This is a genomic window from Chryseobacterium urinae (assembly GCF_030518295.1).
Classification (GTDB): Bacteria; Bacteroidota; Bacteroidia; order Flavobacteriales; family Weeksellaceae; genus Chryseobacterium; species Chryseobacterium mucoviscidosis.
Window position 1 is genome coordinate 26,059 of the sequence record NZ_JAULSJ010000013.1, and the last position, 16,425, is coordinate 42,483.

The window sequence follows — 16,425 nt, forward strand, 5'->3', positions numbered from 1 at the left end:
AATTTAGATTTTATTAAACTGATAAAAAGCATCCTTACAGACATTGCTTTCTTTAAAATAAAAGTTGATAATTCATCTGTTTTTATTAAATTTGTCAACCTTTAACTATTAAATAAAATAATAAAAATAATATGAATCTTCACGAGTATCAATCAAAAGAGATTTTATCAAAGTATGGAGTAGCTATCCAACGTGGTTTCGTTGCAAACAACGCAGATGAAGCTGTAGCTGCTGCTGAAAAACTAACTGCTGAAACAGGCGCACAGGGATGGGTTGTAAAAGCTCAGATCCACGCAGGTGGCCGTGGTAAAGGGGGTGGTGTAAAGTTCTCTCCAAATATGGATAAACTTAAAGAAAACGCTCAGAACATCATCGGAATGCAGTTGGTAACTCCACAAACTTCTGCTGAAGGTAAAAAAGTAAATTCTGTTTTGGTTGCAGAGGATGTATATTATCCGGGAGAAACGGAAACTAAAGAATTTTATGTTTCTATTCTTTTAGACAGAGCTGAAGGTAAAAATACAATCGTATATTCTACTGAAGGTGGGATGGATATTGAGCACGTTGCTGAAGTAACACCTCATTTGATCCACAAAGAAATCATTGATCCTGCTTTAGGACTTCAGGGATTCCAGGCTAGAAAAATTGCTTTCAACTTAGGTCTTGAAGGGAATGCTTTCAAAGAATTCGTAAAATTCATCGGTTCTCTATACAATGCGTATACAGGAATTGATGCATCTCTTTTCGAAATCAACCCTGTGTTGAAAACTTCTGATAACAAAATTATCGCAGTAGATGCTAAAGTAACTTTAGATGACAACTCATTGTTCCGTCACAAAGATCTAGCTGAGCTTAGAGATACAAGAGAAGAAGATCCAATGGATGTAGAAGCTGGTGAAGCGGGTCTTAACTTCGTAAAATTAGACGGTAACGTTGCTTGTATGGTAAACGGAGCAGGTCTTGCAATGGCAACAATGGATATCATCAAATTATCAGGTGGTAACCCTGCAAACTTCCTTGACGTAGGTGGAACAGCAGATGCACAAAGAGTACAGACGGCTTTCGGAATCATCTTGAGAGATCCGAATGTAAAAGCAATCTTAATCAACATTTTCGGAGGTATCGTAAGATGCGACAGAGTTGCTCAGGGAGTTGTAGACGCTTACAAAGCAATGGGTAGCCTTCCGGTTCCATTGATCGTAAGATTACAGGGAACTAACGCGGTTGAAGCTAAAAAATTAATTGATGAGTCTGGTCTTCCGGTTCACTCTGCAATTACTTTGGAAGAAGCTGCAAACAAAGTAAAAGAAGTTTTAGCATAAGACTGAAATTTTTAAAATACATTAAAACCGTTTCATTTTTTGGAACGGTTTTTTCTTTTTTTCATCAAATTAAATATCTTTTGTAATTTGTAGCTGAAAAACTTAATATGCCATGAAAAACATGCACATTCCGAATCCGTGTTCAGAAAACTGGGAAATGATGTCTCCGCAGGAAAAAGGACGATTCTGTTCCGTCTGCAATAAATGTGTAATTGATTTTACGCAGAAACAACCCAACGAAATTCTACAAATCTTTGATGAAAAACAGGATGATGAAATCTGCGGAAGATTTTATGATCATCAGTTAAATACCGATAATAAATCTGAAAAGGTAAGAACTCAATTCTTTAAATATATTCCTGTTCACTTTCAAAATAGCAGAATTGTATTAACCGTTCTTTCTATTATTTTATTTTTAACCGGCTGCTCAAAACCGAAGGAAGAATCTTTTGCAACCACAGGTCTTGTGATGATTGAAGAAGATTCTATTCCTGAAAATAAAAATTACGTCATAGGCAAGGCTGAAATAGATGAAAGCGATTCCTGTGTGAAAATCTCTGAAAAAGACAGTGTTATTACCAAAGATGCAGGTTCAAAAAAATAAACAATTTAATGTAAAGAAAGTGATATAATTAAATAAGTAATTCATTATAAAATCATTATCTTTACAAGAAAGGTTTAAAATGAGATTGTATTTATTCTTTTTTCTCTTTTTATTTCTTACTTGTCAATCTCAAATTGCCAGCAATAAAGTAATGTCTCCAAGAAAAGAAATTCAGTTTGAAGACAAAAATCATTATCCATTTACTTTAATCCGTAAAGATTTTCTCCTTATCAATTCTCAGCAAAAGATGGATGAAATTTTTAAAATCATTCATCAAAAAAATAAAGGAAACAGATTTTCTCCAATTCCTGCTCTTACAGAAACCGAAACATATATTGTCGTAAAACCCCGGCTTAAAAACTCTAATGATGTTTCAATTGATACGATTACTTTCTCTAAAAATACACTCTATATAAAAGTCAAAGAATTCAACAATCCGGATTTTAATGAGAAAAGCAGAATTCCGCCCGATATTTTATTAAAACTCAATGAAAATTTGCTTATTAGAAAAGTAACCATTCAATACTAATATATAAAATTACTGTTATGAAAGCTAAAACCTTTATCGTCTCGTGCCTGTTGATTGTATCGGCACAGGTTTTTGGTCAGCAGAACTACTGGTCAAAACTAAAAGAAATAAAAATAGAACGGGAAAATCTCAATCCGAGATGGACAACTCCCAATAATTTTGCACTTTATCAGGCTGATCTTGAAAAAATTAAAGCTGATCTTAAAAAAGCACCCCAGCGTTTTTCGGGAGATGAAAGCCTTGTGATTAAATTTCCGGATTCTGATGGGAAAATAAGAGATTACATCGTTCAGGAAGCATCCGTAATGGAACCTGAACTGCAGGCAAAATTCCCGGAAATCCGTTCCTATACAGGTTGGCAAAAAAATCATCCCGAAAACTCGATCCGTTTCAGTGTGACACCTTCTACCGGAATCAGTGTCATGTATTTTGATAACTGGGAAGTAAGTTATCTCGACAGCTACACTAAGGACAATTCAGCATTTATTTTATACAAAAGAAAAGATCTTCCAAAAAATGACAGACTTTTTGAATGTCATATTGAAAACGAACTGGGTAACTTAAAAAATAACGGTACGGCGAATAAAGCGCCTCTGGTTTCGGACGGACAGTTCCGAACCTACAGACTGGCTCTTTCTGCGACAGGAGAATATACCACTTTTCATGGCGGAACACTTGCTCTGGCAATGGCTGCAATGGCAACGACAATGACCAGAGTAAACGGAATTTATGAAAAAACAATTTCCACAACCATGGTGATGATCGCAAACAATAATCTGTTGGTTTATACCAATGCCTCAACAGATCCATTTACCAATGGCACCCCAAACAGCATGATTAACGAAAACCAGACCAATACAACGGCGGTTATCGGATCTGCAAACTACGATATCGGTCACGTTTTCGGAACAAACAGTGGCGGTTTGGCAGGATTGGGAGTAGTTTGTGTTTCCAGCAGTAAAGCAAGAGGCGTTACAGGTTCGGGAGCTCCGATTGGAGATCCTTTTGATATCGATTATGTTGCGCACGAAATAGGGCATCAGTTTGGAGCCAACCACACCTTCAGAGCGGCAACTTCTTCATGCGCCGGGAACTTCAATAACGCAACAGCTTACGAACCGGGAAGCGGATCTACGATTATGGCTTATGCGGGAATTTGCGGAGCTACCAATAATGTGCAGAATAACAGTGATCCCTACTTTCATGCAGCAAGTGTAATTGAAATGTATGCTGTTTTGCAGAGAGGGACAGATTGTGCTGCCAAAATTAACAACAATAACGGAGTTCCTACCGCAGATGCAGGAGCCGATTACAATATTCCGAAAAGTACCGCTTTTGTTTTAACGGGAACGGGAACAGATCCGAATGGAGATGCTTTAACATATCTTTGGGAACAATATGATAATACAAGCAATACACAGCCTCCGGTTTCTACCGGAACAGTGGGACCGGTTTACCGTTCTTTAACTCCAACGGTTTCTCCGTCCAGATATTTTCCGGTGCTGAGTTCCGTTGTGGCGAATAATTTGATTCCGAAATGGGAAGTTACCCCAAGTGTTGCCCGAACTTTGAATTTTTCTCTTTTGGTGAATGATAATAAGGCAACAGGAAATCAGGCAGCAAGAGATGTAATGGTGGTAACGGTTACCAACGACGGACCTTTCACGGTAACTTCACAGGCAACAACAGGAACAAATTATAACGGAAATACCTCCGTTCCGGTTACATGGAATGTTGCAGGAACCAATACAGGAACCATCAACACTCAGAATGTATCTATTTTGCTGTCTAAAGACGGAGGATTAACGTTCCCTACTGTGTTGGCAGCAAGTGTTCCGAACAATGGTTCAGCTAATGTTACGCTGCCTAATGAAAATGTTTCGTCTGCAAGAATTATGGTGAAAGCGGTAGGAAATATTTACTATGCACTTAATACAACAAGTTTCTCAATTACTCAGGTTGTTCTCGCAACGGCAGAAGCCAATGTGAAAAACTTCTCGATTTATCCGAATCCTTCTCATGATGTAGTTAATATCAGACTTAAAAATTCTTCTCAGAAAGCAGAGTATACTCTTTACGATGCATCAGGAAGATTAATTAAAGAAGGCAGTTTCAAAGGTGAAACTCAAGTAAAAGTTAATGATCTGATGAATGGAAATTATCTGATCTCTCTGGTTTTGGAAAATGGAGAAAAAATCACAGAAAAATTAATCATCAAAAAATAAATTACTGATTCATAAAAACAGAAAAGCAACCATTAATTGGTTGCTTTTTATTTAGTCCTGATTTTCGTTGATTAAATGATCTCCGTTCGTAATATTGATGCTTGTAGGCGTTACAAGCTGAACTCCGTCCTTGTCAAGGCGCTGTTTGATCTTCAAATAAGCCTCACTTTTAAGCTGAACCATATTCGCACCCACTTTCATCCAGAATTTAGCCTGAATATTAAAAACGCCCTGTTTCAGATCTGTAAAAATAACTTCTGCAGTATCGAGTTTATCTACATTTTCGAGATTTTTGATGATGTCGAGCATACCTTTCTGTGCTTTTGAAATATCTTCATCGGCAGGAATTTCGAAATTCAAAATAATTCTTCGCTGAGGGGATGCGGTAATATTGTAAAACGGAGCATTAAAAACCACCTGATTCGGGATGTAAGCTTTCTTACCGTCGTCCGTTATAATTTTCGTTGTTAAAAAACCAATTTCCTGTACCGTTCCGGAGTGTGTTCCTATCGTAATATAATCTCCTACTTTAAAGGCTTTATCAATTCCGATCAGCATTCCTGAGAATATACTGGAAACAAGATCTTTCAGGGCAACCCCTGCAATAACCCCTGCAACACCCAAACTACCGATGAATTTCCAAAGGAAACCGCTGAAACCCATAATTTCCAGCGCAATAAACGTTCCCATTACCATAATCAGGAATCTGAATACGCTGATTAACGTAACCAGTGAGCTTTCTTTTTTGCTTTTCGGAAAAAATTTATGGAAAAGTTTTACAGCGCCCTGACTGAGATATTTACTGGTGAATAAAAAGAAAGAAAATACAAGAATCCCTACAATAAGTTTTGGAGTAATTTCTGCAAATTTTACATACCAGTTCTGTATTACATTATATACAACATCAATATAGCCTAAACCACTTTTCTCCATGAATAAAAATTTTTTTGATTAAAGATATAATTTTTCAACAAAAAATTTGCCAGTTCCAAAAACTCTACTAAATTTGTAGACTAATAAGAGCAAAATATTATGTCAATTAAACTAGGAGACACCGCACCCGATTTTCAGGCAGAAACTTCTGCAGGGGATATTAATTTTTACGAATATTTAGGAAATTCCTGGGGAATTTTGTTTTCGCATCCCGCAGATTATACTCCGGTTTGCACCACAGAACTTGGGTATACTTCAAAACTGAAGGAAGAATTTGATAAAAGAGGAACCAAAGTAATTGCCCTGAGTGTGGATGGAGTAGAAGATCATCAGAACTGGATTAAAGATATTAATGAAACACAGAATACGGAAGTTCAGTTTCCGATTATTGCAGACAAGGACAGAAAGATTTCTGAACTGTATGATTTTATTCATCCGAACGCTTCTGCAACGGCAACCGTTCGTTCTTTACTGATTATCGATCCGGAAAAGAAAGTAAGGCTTATTATTACTTATCCTGCTTCTACCGGAAGAAATTTCAATGAAATTCTGAGAGTTCTGGATTCTCTTCAGTTGGTAGATTCTCATAAAATCGCGACTCCTGTTAACTGGAAAGACGGAGATGACGTAATTGTTCCGCCTTCAATTTCTACGGAAGATGCCAGAAAAATTTTCCCGAAAGGAGTGAAAGAAATAAAGCCGTATCTGAGATATACGCCACAACCGAATACATGATTTATTTGATTTTTTATAGTTTAGTTTTAATTTGTACGAAAATCGCCTCGAAAAACTTCGAGGCGATTTCAATTGTAGTGTATATGTGAATGTGAAGTGATTGGATCGTAATCTTACTTTACATCATTTGCGATTTGTTTTGCTTTAGATGTAGGAAGGTAGATGCTGAAACCTAAATTGAATGTGATATTCGAATTTAAACCTTCGCTACCAAATCCTGCTCTTCCTCTGTATTTTACTAAACCTTCAAGACCAATGTTTGGGGTAATGAAGTAAGAATAACCAGGACCTACTCCGAAATCGAAACCTGTTGTAGAGTCTGCATTTTCTACAGATCTTCCTCCGATCCCTGCATTTCCTTCTAAGAACCAACGTCCGTGGTTTAGTAAGTTATCTACTCCTTTTTCTCCCGGAGAAAGAAAATAACGTCCTAAAGCACCCACTCCATACGTAAATTCTGTAGGAGAACCGTTAGTTACCTTGTTGAATCCTAAATCTACATAACCACCGACAGCTACGTTGTCTTCAATGAAGTATGCTCCCTTAGGCTGAATAGCAATGTTATAACCACCACCGGTGTTTAAACCGAAATTACTTGATATTAAACTACTACCAACCAACCAGTTTCCCTTCTGGATTTGCGCATTCATTGTTCCCGCCAAGCCGGCTACTGCCATTATTCCTGTAAAAATTAACTTTTTCATAATTTATTATTTTAATATTTTAATGTTTATATCATTTGTGATTTCAGAAAATCAATAAATGTGCCATTCTAATCAATAGGTAGTGAAATCATGATAATAACAAATAAGGTATAACTCTTATGAAATGCCGATGGAAAGGAGTTTTTTTTTAGTTTTAAAATTATACTAAAAGCAAAATAATCGACACTACAAGACCTGCAACGGTGAAAATTATACCTCTTTTGAAAGCTTTGCTTTTAGGATTAAACATCCAGAAACTTGAGATCACAAAAAAGAATAAAGAAAATCCGAAAAAAGCATTTAAAGGAGAAAGCCTGTCTTTAGACTGCGATTTATGAAGTTTTGTCATTTTATCCAGTACAAATGGCAGTTCTTTCTTCGTGTATTTTGCCTGTCCTGTTGCAGCATCATAAGTTCCCTGTTTAAATTTTAAAACTGTTCCTTCTGTTTTTTCAACCTCAAGACCTTTAATTCTCAATTCTTTTCCCAGTGCTTTTTCGTCAAGATTTTTTTCTACAACTTTATCGTACTTTTTTTCTTTTTTCAGAAAATCGGTGTCTCTGTAAATTAACAAAACACCACTTACTGCATAAACAGCCATTATTCCGGCAAGGAAATAGCCCAGATAACGGTGCGTGATTCTCATAAAACTTCTTGTGTCTTTAATCTTATCCATATATATTGTTTTTGTTTTTAAAATTTCAAAAGTGGAAACTGCAAAATTGCAATTCCCACTTTACATGAAGAAATTATTGTGATTCTTTTTTACAGCCTATACGTTAATGTAACATAGTAGTTTCTCGGCGTAATCGGGTTCACGGAATAATTTTCGTGAACGGTGTAATTCTCTACATCAAACAGGTTTCCGACTTTCCCCTGAATAGAGAATTTCTTCCAGTCGTAGCCAACTGATAGAGAAGCCGTTGTGTAATCTTTTAATTCGAAAATTCTGCTTACCCCGTTTCTCTGCTGCAAACTGTTAGCTCCTGTTTTGGTATCATTCCATCCGGCAAGTCTGTCTCCGATGTAGTATACTCCGGCTCCCACTTTCAAGCCCGGAACCAATTTTGTGAATTTATAAAATACCGATGCATTCGCAGTAGTTGCAGGAGTTCTTACCAGTCTTTGGTTTTCTACATATCCGAAAGCTTCCGGAGTATCCAGATATACAGAATTGTTATAAGAGAAACCTCCGATAATGGATAAATTTTCTGTTGGATTTCCTGTAATATCAAGCTCAACTCCGCGGCTTCTCATTTTTCCTGCAAAATCTTTGGTAAGTCCTGTCGGATCTACAGGATTTCCTTTATCATCCAATGCATTCTGATAATAATTTCTGTATAAAATCTGGTAAACCGTTAGATTAACCGCTAAAGCATTGTTCCAGAAATTCTTTTTGGCACCCACTTCATACTGATCGATGTTGGTTGGCGTTAAAGCTTCTCCGTCTCTTAATCTTCCCACATTGGCAACAAAAGAGTTTGTATAGGTTGCAAATGCGGAAAAATTATCGTTTGGCATATATACAAAGCCTAATTTCGGAGATATTGCCTGATCGGATGACGAAGAGTTGTTAACCAGCGATTTTCCTGTGGTAGAATTCAGATTTACTAAACCGCTTGTAACGGTTTTAAATTTAGTATTGATCGTTGGCATATTTTCAATATAAGACCAACGCAATCCTGCAATAACTTTAAATTCTTTCGTCAGACTGATAAAATCCTGAGCATACACTCCGATTCTTCTTGTATTAATTCTGTTTTTCTCTAACCTTTCAGCAGCAGGAGCACTTCCGTTTGCCCAGGAATCAGGATTGTCCAGATAAAGAATACCATTGCTGTTTCCGTTGGTTCCATACAGATAGCTGTTTCCGTAAGCCAGTCTGTTGGTAGGATTATAGTAAGTATAAGAATCTCCAACTCCATAATCTGCATCTGCCCCGAATAACACCTTATGGTTTATTTTTCCTGTATTGAATTCACCATTTAAATTTACCTGTGCCGAAGTATAATTCTGTTCGTTATACGTTCTGTTCAAAGGTCTTTTCCAGAAAAGCCTGTCAGTTGATTTTTCGTATCCCCACTGCACTCTTTCCGTAGAAAAATAATCTTTCGTGTAATTCTGGTAAGATGCCGTAGCGTTTAAAGACCATCTTTCATTAAACTGATGATTGAAGGTAACATTGGCAGTAACCTGCTCTACATTCTGATATTGCCAGTCAGCTCCTAAAAAAGCATTTCTCGGAAGAAGATTATTCATCTGATAAGTATATCCGTCACGCTGCGTAATAGATCCAATTCCGAAATCCGGAGTAAAATCATTTTTAAGATAATCTGCCTCAACGATGATCTGTGATCTGTCGCTTAAATTAAATAAAAACGAAGGATTGAAATAATACTTTTCAGATTGTACCACATCTCTGAAACTTTCTGCATATTCATACGCTCCGTTCACACGAAAAGCAATATTTTTTGAAAGAGGACCATAAAGATCTACTGTCGGTTTATAAGAATTCCAGCTTCCCGCATTCATCCCCACGCTTCCGCCAAAGTTGAATTTAGGCTTTTTAGTAATCATATTAATAACACCACCTGCAGCCGTATTTCCATACAGCATTGCATTCGCACCTTTAAGAACTTCCACTCTTTCCAGTCCGCTGACTTCCGGGAAAACGCCGCTGTTAACTCGGGAACCGTTCTTGAAAATATTATCATTTCCCAGAATGAAACCACGTCCTCCGAAACTGTCCTGAGAATTTCCTCTGGAAGAAGTTACATAAATTCCGTTCACATTTTGCAGAACATCGCTCAGTTGTTTTGCCTGCTGCTGCTCAATAATTTCGTGAGTAACAATCGCAATCGGCTGAGGTGTTTCCATCATCGTAAGATTAGACTTGGTAGATAATGGTCTTGCCTTGTTGGGATTTCCGGTTTTATGAAGATTAACGTCTTCAATAGTCTGGATTCTAATGGTATCAGCTTCAACGTATTTCATCTGCGCGTCCAAAGAAAGGGTTGCGAATACTAATCCTATTGTGGCTAGCTGCTTTTTCATGATAGTCTATTGTTATTTAGAGTGGTTTTAAATAAAGTGCAAATGTATATTATTATTTAGAATTAATAAAAATTATAAACTGATTTTTATCATTAATCTTTAATTTAGAAATTGTGTTTTCCCTTATTTTAGTAGGGATGAGAACTTTAGATTAAATATCTTTGTTAAAAAATAAATCTATGCAGTTAGTAAAAGTCGGACTTTGTGCGTTCGGAATGAGCGGAAAAGTTTTTCATGCCCCGTTTTTGAAAGAACATCCGGGATTTTTTATTTCCGCGATCGTGGAAAGAAATAAGGAAGAATCTAAAGAAAAATATCCTGAAGCAGAAATTTACTGTTCCGTAGAAGAAATGCTGGAAAATGCCGATATCGAACTCGTGGTTGTGAATACTCCGGTACAGACACATTTTGAATATGCAAAAATGGCACTTGAAGCAGGGAAAAATGTAGTGGTTGAAAAACCTTTCACCGTAAATGTTGCAGAAGCAGAAGAACTGGCAAAACTGGCGGAAGAGAAAAAATTATTTGTAAGCGTTTATCAGAACAGAAGATTCGACCGCGATTATCTTCAGGTGCAGAAAATCATCAACGAAGGAAAACTCGGAAATATCAAGGAGGTGGAAATCCGTTTCGATAGGTTCAGAACTGAGCCGAGTGGTAAAGCACATAAAGAAAATCCTGAAGCGGTAGGTTCGGGTTCGCTGCATGATTTAGGATCGCATCTGGTGGATCAGGCGGTTCAGTATTTTGGTTTTCCCGAAAAACTGTTTGCCGATGTTTTTTCCATGAAAGGAAAAGAATTTGCCAACGATTATTTTGAAATTATTTTGTTTTATCCAAATGATTTAAGAGTAAGGCTGAAATCTTCGGTATTCACCAAAGAAGCGCATTTTGCTTATGCCGTTCACGGAGAAAAAGGAAGCTTTTTGCAGGAAAGAACCGATAATCAGGAAAATGAACTCGTTGCAGGAGCCATTCCTGAATATGGTGAAGAATGGACAAAACCTTTAACGGAAACCGACGGGATGCTGAATTATCTAAATGAAAATAAAGAAACTGAAAGAATCCTCACTTCAAGCGAACCGGGAAATTACATGAATTACTATCAGCAGATTTATGAATTTATCGTTTTCGGATACGCATTGCCTTCACCTGCGGAAGAAATTATCAAAAATATGAAAATCATCGATGCGGCTGTGGAAAGTGCAAAACAGGAGAAAGTGATTTACTTGTAGAGTCTTGGAGTTGTAGGGTGTGAGAGTTTTAGAGTGAGAGAGTTTTAGAGTTTGAGGGTTTTAATGAGTTAGAGTTATGAATCTTAAAGCAGGATTTTTAGAGTAAAAAAAATTACATCAATAAAATATAACGCTTCCACACTCTAAAACACTCTCACCCTCAAACACTCTCACCCTAAAACTTTCAAACTCTCACACCCTCAAACTCAACTACGCTTCACCTAAAATCTCCTGAAGTTCAAGCCATCTCATTTCATGGTTTTCCAAAGTTTCAGAGATAGATTCCAGATCGGCAGAAAGTTTGGATATTTTCTCGTAATCTGCTTCATTATTAAGCTGGTCTAATATTTTCGCTCTTTTTTCTTCTAATTCCGGCATTTCTTTCTCAATGGTTTCCAGTTCACGCTGTTCTTTAAAGGAAAGTCTTTTCTTCTTAATGTTTGTATTGTTCGCAGCCGGAACGGTTTCTTTTACAGGCTCAGATTTTACGGAAACGGACTTTTCCAAAGCATCCTCCTTGCTTTTCGCTTCGCGGTATTCGGAGAAATTACCTGTAAAATCACGAATTTTCCCTTCTCCTTCAAAAGCAAGAATATGATCTACGATTCTGTCCATAAAATACCGGTCGTGCGACACAATGATTAATGAACCCTGAAACTGCTGTAAAAAGTTTTCAAGAACCGTTAAAGTCGGAAGATCCAGATCATTCGTAGGCTCATCAAAAATTAAAAAGTTCGGATTCTGGTATAAAATATACATCAGATGAAGTCTTCTTTTTTCACCACCCGAAAGTTTGGAAATAGGGGAGTACTGCGTCTGATCATCAAATAAAAACAATCTTAAAAACTGCGATGCTGAAAGACTTTTTCCGTTGGCTAAAGGATAAAATTCGGCAACTTCTTTAATGAAGTCAATTACTCTTTCATCTTCTTTGTAAGTAAGGCCTTTTTGCGAGAAATATCCGAAATGGATGGTTTCCCCGGTTTCAATCTCTCCTTTATCCGCTTTTTCAAACCCCTGAATAATATTTAATAAAGTAGATTTTCCCGCTCCGTTTTTTCCAACAATTCCTACTTTTTCACCTCTCTGGAAAGAATAACTGAAATCTTTCAGCAACAATTTACTTCCAAAACTTTTGTCAATATTTTTAAGCTCAAGAATTTTATTTCCAAGCCTTTTCATTTCAAAATCAAGCTCTAACCCCTGTTTTCTTGTGTCTGTTTTGGCTACTTTTTCTGTTTCATAAAATGCATCAATTCTGGATTTGGATTTTGTAGTTCTTGCTTTCGGCTGCCTTCTCATCCATTCCAGTTCCTTTCTATAAAGGTTGTTGGCTTTATCAATTGTAGCATTCGTGTTGTCCTCGCGAATCATCTTATTTTCAAGATATGTGGCGTAAGAACCGTTATGAACGTAAAGATTCCTGTCTTCCATTTCCCAGATCGTATCGCAAACACTGTCGAGGAAATACCGGTCGTGCGTTACCAGTAATAAAGTAATTTTTGCCTTACTCAGATAACTTTCCAGCCATTCCACCATTTCAACGTCGAGGTGGTTGGTCGGCTCATCCATAATTAATAAAGTATGGCGGTGTTCAGCTCTTGTTTCTGTTAAAAGCTTTGCCAAAGCAACACGTTTGATCTGTCCACCGGAAAGTGTTCCCATTTTAGCTTCCAGATCGGTGATTTTTAGCTGCGAAAGAATCTGCTTCATTTCGTTTTCCAGATCCCATGCTTTATGCGCTTCCATTTCAAGAAGAGCTTTTTCAATAAAATCATTGTCTGTGGAATGCAGAGACTGATGATAATTTTTCAGAGCCATAATCGGAGCCGAATCCAGAGTCATCATAAACTCATCAATCGTAATAGTCGGGTCAAAATCTATTTCCTGATCAAACAGAACCACCTGAATGTCTTTATTGATGATTACCGTTCCGCTGTCTGCAATTTCTTTTCCCATCAGGATTTTCAGAAGGGTAGATTTTCCGCTTCCGTTTTTGGCAACAATGGCAATTTTATCTCCTTCGTTTACATGAAAAGTAATATTTTCAAATAAAACTTTTATTCCGTAGGATTTGGTAAGATTTTCGGCAGAAACGTAATTCATTATAGTTTGATGGTTAGATTTTGAAACTTAAACTGAGCCGCAAAAGTACGAAAATGTATCAGAAAAAGCAGAAATACAATCCCGAAGCCTTACACGCGTTTTTTTAAATATTAAAACAATAATGAATTGTCTTATGTATTGGATTATATTTGCTTTTGGTTTTATTTAATTATAATATTTTAGTTAAAATTAAATATTTATTAAATTTAATGTATTATTTAATAGATTTTTGATGTAGATTTATATTCCTAACATTATTAAAATTAAAACTATGATGCAAATCAACTACTGGGCTGTTTTTGCAGCCGCACTTGTCCCTTTATTAATGGGATTTATCTGGTATCATCCTAAAGTTTTCGGAAAAGCATGGATGAAAGAAGTCGGTTTAACCGAAGAGAAAATGAAGGGTTCCATGATCGGAGTTTTTATTTTTTCCATCATGTTATCAGCTTTAATGGCTTTGTTCTTACAATTTGTAACGATTCATCAGTTTGGCGCGCTCGGAATGGTCGGCGGAGATGAAATGAACGCCAATCCGTCTTATCATGCCTTCATGAAAGACTAAGGAATGGCTTACAGATCCTTTGGTCACGGCGCACTGCATTCTTCCATGACGGGATTTTTATTCGTGCTTCCCATGATTGCAATCAATGCGATGTTCGAAAGAAAATCGTGGAAATATACATTAATTAACGCTGCTTTTTGGACGGTCTGCATTACCATTATGGGCGGAATTATCTGCGGTTGGTATGCTCCGGAAGGCTTTCATTGGACAACTCCGAAATAATTACAAGAATTAGAAAAGTTAAGGCTACTTTTGCGTAGCCTTTTTTATGTCATATATTTTAAAAATTTATCATTCAGTTGCCGATTTGCCGGAAAACTGGGATCTGGTAATCGGAAATCATAATATCCTGCTTTCCGAAGAATATTTTCGTGCATTAGAAAATTCCAGACCGCAAAACATGGAATGCTTCTTTGTCGGTTTTTTCAAAGAAAATGAACTGATTGGCGGAGCTTTGTTTCAGTATCTAAATTTTATTCAGCATAAAACTTTCCAGAAAAATGAGGTGTTTTGCAGCATCAGGAATTTTATGGCAAGACAATTCGGTAAAGATGTGATGATTCTGGGAAATAATATGCTTACTGGACAGAACGGATTTTATTTTGATGCTTCAAAAATTACTTCCGAAGAAGTGATTCCGCTTCTGGAAGAATCCGTTCATACAATGCAGAAGGAAATAAGAACAACATCCTTAATTATATATAAAGATTACCAGTCGAATTTTGTGAAATACTTTGAAGGAGAAAAGCATCGGAAATATTTCAGATTTTCCGTTCAGCCGAACATGATTCTTCGGATAAGAGAAAACTGGAATAATTTTGATGATTATATCAATGATTTTTCGAAGAAATACAGGGCAAGAGCCAAAACTGCCAAAAAGAAACTGGAAGGAATCATTAAAAAAGAACTCCAATTAGACATGATCAGAAAATATAAGTCTGAAATGAATGTTCTTTATCAGAATGTGGCAGAAAACGCGCCTTTCAATACTTTTTTTCTCAGAGAAAATCATTTTGAAAGCATGAAAGAAAATCATGGAGAAAATTTCAGGCTTTTCGGATATTTTTCGAATGAAAAACTAATTGGTTTTTATACCATGATCCTCAATAATAAAGATATTGATACGTACTTTTTAGGCTACGAAAAAGACTGTCAGAAACAAAAGCAGATCTATCTCAATATGCTTTTCGATATGGTGGAATTTGGAATTCATCATCGTTTTGAAAGAATTATTTTCGGAAGAACAGCTTTAGAGATCAAATCAACGATCGGAGCAGAGCCGACTGAAATTTTTGGTTTAATTAAGCATAATAATTTCATGATTAATCCTTTCCTGAAAACTATTTTTCCTTCCATTTCTCCAAAAACAGAATGGATTCAAAGAAAGCCGTTTAAATAGTTTTATAAAGAATTCACACAGGTTTTAGTTTGATGTTTTCATCAATAGAAACGGGCTTCAGCCCGTTAACAATATAAGGTTTTTCGATTGGCTTCAGCCAAAGTTTCAGATGTTTAAAATTTGCAAAATCACCGGAAAAAAATCAATCCAAAGCCAGCCTCTTCAAAGACCACGAACTTCCGTTGTAAATATCCAGATCTACTTTTGTATTAATTCCGTGCACGATTCCGTTTTCTGTAAACTGCCAGAAATCCCAGTCTGCATCGGGTGACGGAGCCGGAACATCATTGTAATTGGCTAGCCAGAGCGGATAATCATCAAATTCGCCCTTCAGAAAATCTTTGTAATAATGATAATACGTATAAATAATGGGTTTTTCTCCGTAAGTTTCCTCTACAATTTTGCACCACACTTTAAGGTCTTCAACCAGTTTTTTATTCGTTTTGCGTTTCGGGATTTTCTCAATATCCAAAATCGGCGGAAGATCACCGCTTTCGAGCTTTACATTTTCCAGGAAATTATTCGCCTGAATCACAGGATCTTCATCTGCTCTGTAAAAATGATAGGCTCCGCGGATTAAATTCTGTTTTTTTGCCTGTTCCCAGAAATCAGAAAAATGTTTGTCGGCATTTCGGTTTCCCATCGTTGCACGCATCACCACAAACTCCAGCGGAATGGTTTTGTTTCCGATAGTAAGGCTGTCCCATTTGATGTCTTCTTTATTCTGATAATGTGAAATATCAAACCCGTAAGTTTTATCTAAATTATTGGACAGGATTTTTTGAATTCTCAGCGCTTCTGTTTCACTGTTGTGAAGCTTTCTGTGAGTAAATTTATTGAAATATAAAGCGTAATAGTAACTTATGGACTGCCTTAAATACAATCCTGTTCCGATAAGCGCAACAATTAAAATAGCCAGTACGATTTTTCTGCGGAAAAGATATTTTTTCCGACGGTTCTGATGGATCTTTTTGGCGGTTTTTTTGCTGTACATCGTTTGTGAATAAAGATTTA

At 36.6% G+C, this 16,425-nt stretch carries 13 protein-coding genes and 1 pseudogene; 8 read left to right on the plus strand and 6 right to left on the minus strand.

Annotated features, from left to right (window positions below; genetic code table 11):
• Positions 1-131: 131 nt before the first annotated feature.
• The 4 genes from sucC to QWT87_RS10090 all read left to right on the plus strand — a co-directional run bounded on the left by sucC (position 132) and on the right by QWT87_RS10090 (position 4,680).
• Positions 132-1,322: an ADP-forming succinate--CoA ligase subunit beta gene (sucC, locus tag QWT87_RS10075; protein ID WP_302715918.1), complete on the plus strand. Its 1,191-nt coding sequence runs from the start codon at positions 132-134 to the stop codon at positions 1,320-1,322.
• Between the two features lie 112 nt (positions 1,323-1,434).
• A complete protein-coding gene (locus tag QWT87_RS10080) occupies positions 1,435-1,926 on the plus strand; it encodes a hypothetical protein (protein WP_302715919.1) in 492 nt (163 codons plus the stop codon).
• Positions 1,927-2,077: 151 nt separating this feature from the next.
• Positions 2,078-2,455: a hypothetical protein gene (locus tag QWT87_RS10085; RefSeq protein WP_185208292.1), complete on the plus strand. Its 378-nt coding sequence runs from the start codon at positions 2,078-2,080 to the stop codon at positions 2,453-2,455.
• Between the two features lie 17 nt (positions 2,456-2,472).
• On the plus strand, positions 2,473-4,680 hold the full coding sequence (locus tag QWT87_RS10090) for a reprolysin-like metallopeptidase (RefSeq protein ID WP_302715920.1): 2,208 nt from the start codon (positions 2,473-2,475) through the stop codon (positions 4,678-4,680).
• 51 nt (positions 4,681-4,731) lie between these two features.
• On the opposite strand, the gene QWT87_RS10095 is transcribed toward QWT87_RS10090, so the two are convergent.
• Positions 4,732-5,613 (minus strand): mechanosensitive ion channel family protein, encoded by an 882-nt coding sequence (locus QWT87_RS10095; RefSeq protein WP_116097171.1) that lies wholly within the window; start codon positions 5,611-5,613, stop codon positions 4,732-4,734.
• 99 nt (positions 5,614-5,712) lie between these two features.
• Between QWT87_RS10095 and QWT87_RS10100 the strand changes: the two genes are divergently transcribed.
• The gene (locus tag QWT87_RS10100) at positions 5,713-6,348 is read left to right on the plus strand and encodes a peroxiredoxin (RefSeq protein ID WP_087712242.1); all 636 of its coding nucleotides are present in this window, start codon (positions 5,713-5,715) and stop codon (positions 6,346-6,348) included.
• A gap of 113 nt (positions 6,349-6,461) precedes the next feature.
• Here the strand turns inward: QWT87_RS10100 and QWT87_RS10105 are convergent, their stop codons facing one another.
• The 3 genes from QWT87_RS10105 to QWT87_RS10115 all read right to left on the minus strand — a co-directional run bounded on the left by QWT87_RS10105 (position 6,462) and on the right by QWT87_RS10115 (position 10,106).
• Positions 6,462-7,052: a hypothetical protein gene (locus QWT87_RS10105; RefSeq protein WP_087712244.1), complete on the minus strand. Its 591-nt coding sequence runs from the start codon at positions 7,050-7,052 to the stop codon at positions 6,462-6,464.
• A gap of 160 nt (positions 7,053-7,212) precedes the next feature.
• The gene (locus tag QWT87_RS10110; protein WP_273077929.1) at positions 7,213-7,728 is read right to left on the minus strand and encodes a hypothetical protein; all 516 of its coding nucleotides are present in this window, start codon (positions 7,726-7,728) and stop codon (positions 7,213-7,215) included.
• Between the two features lie 89 nt (positions 7,729-7,817).
• Positions 7,818-10,106 carry a TonB-dependent siderophore receptor gene (locus QWT87_RS10115; RefSeq protein WP_302715923.1) on the minus strand — a complete coding sequence of 763 codons (2,289 nt, stop codon included), beginning with the start codon at positions 10,104-10,106 and terminating at the stop codon, positions 7,818-7,820.
• A 179-nt stretch (positions 10,107-10,285) separates the two neighbouring features.
• Between QWT87_RS10115 and QWT87_RS10120 the strand changes: the two genes are divergently transcribed.
• Positions 10,286-11,341 carry a Gfo/Idh/MocA family oxidoreductase gene (locus tag QWT87_RS10120; protein WP_302715925.1) on the plus strand — a complete coding sequence of 352 codons (1,056 nt, stop codon included), beginning with the start codon at positions 10,286-10,288 and terminating at the stop codon, positions 11,339-11,341.
• Between the two features lie 210 nt (positions 11,342-11,551).
• Here the strand turns inward: QWT87_RS10120 and QWT87_RS10125 are convergent, their stop codons facing one another.
• Positions 11,552-13,447 (minus strand): ABC-F family ATP-binding cassette domain-containing protein, encoded by a 1,896-nt coding sequence (locus tag QWT87_RS10125; RefSeq protein WP_302715926.1) that lies wholly within the window; start codon positions 13,445-13,447, stop codon positions 11,552-11,554.
• Positions 13,448-13,721: 274 nt separating this feature from the next.
• Between QWT87_RS10125 and QWT87_RS10130 the strand changes: the two are divergent.
• Positions 13,722-14,234: pseudogene (locus tag QWT87_RS10130) on the plus strand (DUF1761 domain-containing protein).
• Between the two features lie 46 nt (positions 14,235-14,280).
• Entirely contained in the window at positions 14,281-15,411 is a 1,131-nt protein-coding gene (locus QWT87_RS10135; RefSeq protein WP_302715927.1) for an 8-amino-7-oxononanoate synthase, read from the plus strand.
• 142 nt (positions 15,412-15,553) lie between these two features.
• On the opposite strand, the gene QWT87_RS10140 is transcribed toward QWT87_RS10135, so the two are convergent.
• On the minus strand, positions 15,554-16,405 hold the full coding sequence (locus tag QWT87_RS10140; protein WP_302715928.1) for a glycoside hydrolase family 25 protein: 852 nt from the start codon (positions 16,403-16,405) through the stop codon (positions 15,554-15,556).
• Positions 16,406-16,425: the final 20 nt, after the last annotated feature.

Excerpts from the sequence above, each read along its gene's own strand:
- QWT87_RS10090 (WP_302715920.1), top strand. The coding sequence starts at position 2,473 with ATGAAAGCTAAAACCTTTATCGTCTCGTGCCTGTTGATTGTATCGGCA.
- QWT87_RS10115 (WP_302715923.1), bottom strand. The coding sequence starts at position 10,106 with ATGAAAAAGCAGCTAGCCACAATAGGATTAGTATTCGCAACCCTTTCT.
- QWT87_RS10100 (WP_087712242.1), top strand. The coding sequence starts at position 5,713 with ATGTCAATTAAACTAGGAGACACCGCACCCGATTTTCAGGCAGAAACT.
- QWT87_RS10080 (WP_302715919.1), top strand. The coding sequence starts at position 1,435 with ATGAAAAACATGCACATTCCGAATCCGTGTTCAGAAAACTGGGAAATG.
- QWT87_RS10120 (WP_302715925.1), top strand. The coding sequence starts at position 10,286 with ATGCAGTTAGTAAAAGTCGGACTTTGTGCGTTCGGAATGAGCGGAAAA.
- QWT87_RS10125 (WP_302715926.1), bottom strand. The coding sequence starts at position 13,447 with ATGAATTACGTTTCTGCCGAAAATCTTACCAAATCCTACGGAATAAAA.
- QWT87_RS10135 (WP_302715927.1), top strand. The coding sequence starts at position 14,281 with ATGTCATATATTTTAAAAATTTATCATTCAGTTGCCGATTTGCCGGAA.
- QWT87_RS10085 (WP_185208292.1), top strand. The coding sequence starts at position 2,078 with ATGTCTCCAAGAAAAGAAATTCAGTTTGAAGACAAAAATCATTATCCA.
- QWT87_RS10140 (WP_302715928.1), bottom strand. The coding sequence starts at position 16,405 with ATGTACAGCAAAAAAACCGCCAAAAAGATCCATCAGAACCGTCGGAAA.
- QWT87_RS10095 (WP_116097171.1), bottom strand. The coding sequence starts at position 5,613 with ATGGAGAAAAGTGGTTTAGGCTATATTGATGTTGTATATAATGTAATA.
- QWT87_RS10105 (WP_087712244.1), bottom strand. The coding sequence starts at position 7,052 with ATGAAAAAGTTAATTTTTACAGGAATAATGGCAGTAGCCGGCTTGGCG.
- sucC (WP_302715918.1), top strand. The coding sequence starts at position 132 with ATGAATCTTCACGAGTATCAATCAAAAGAGATTTTATCAAAGTATGGA.
- QWT87_RS10110 (WP_273077929.1), bottom strand. The coding sequence starts at position 7,728 with ATGGATAAGATTAAAGACACAAGAAGTTTTATGAGAATCACGCACCGT.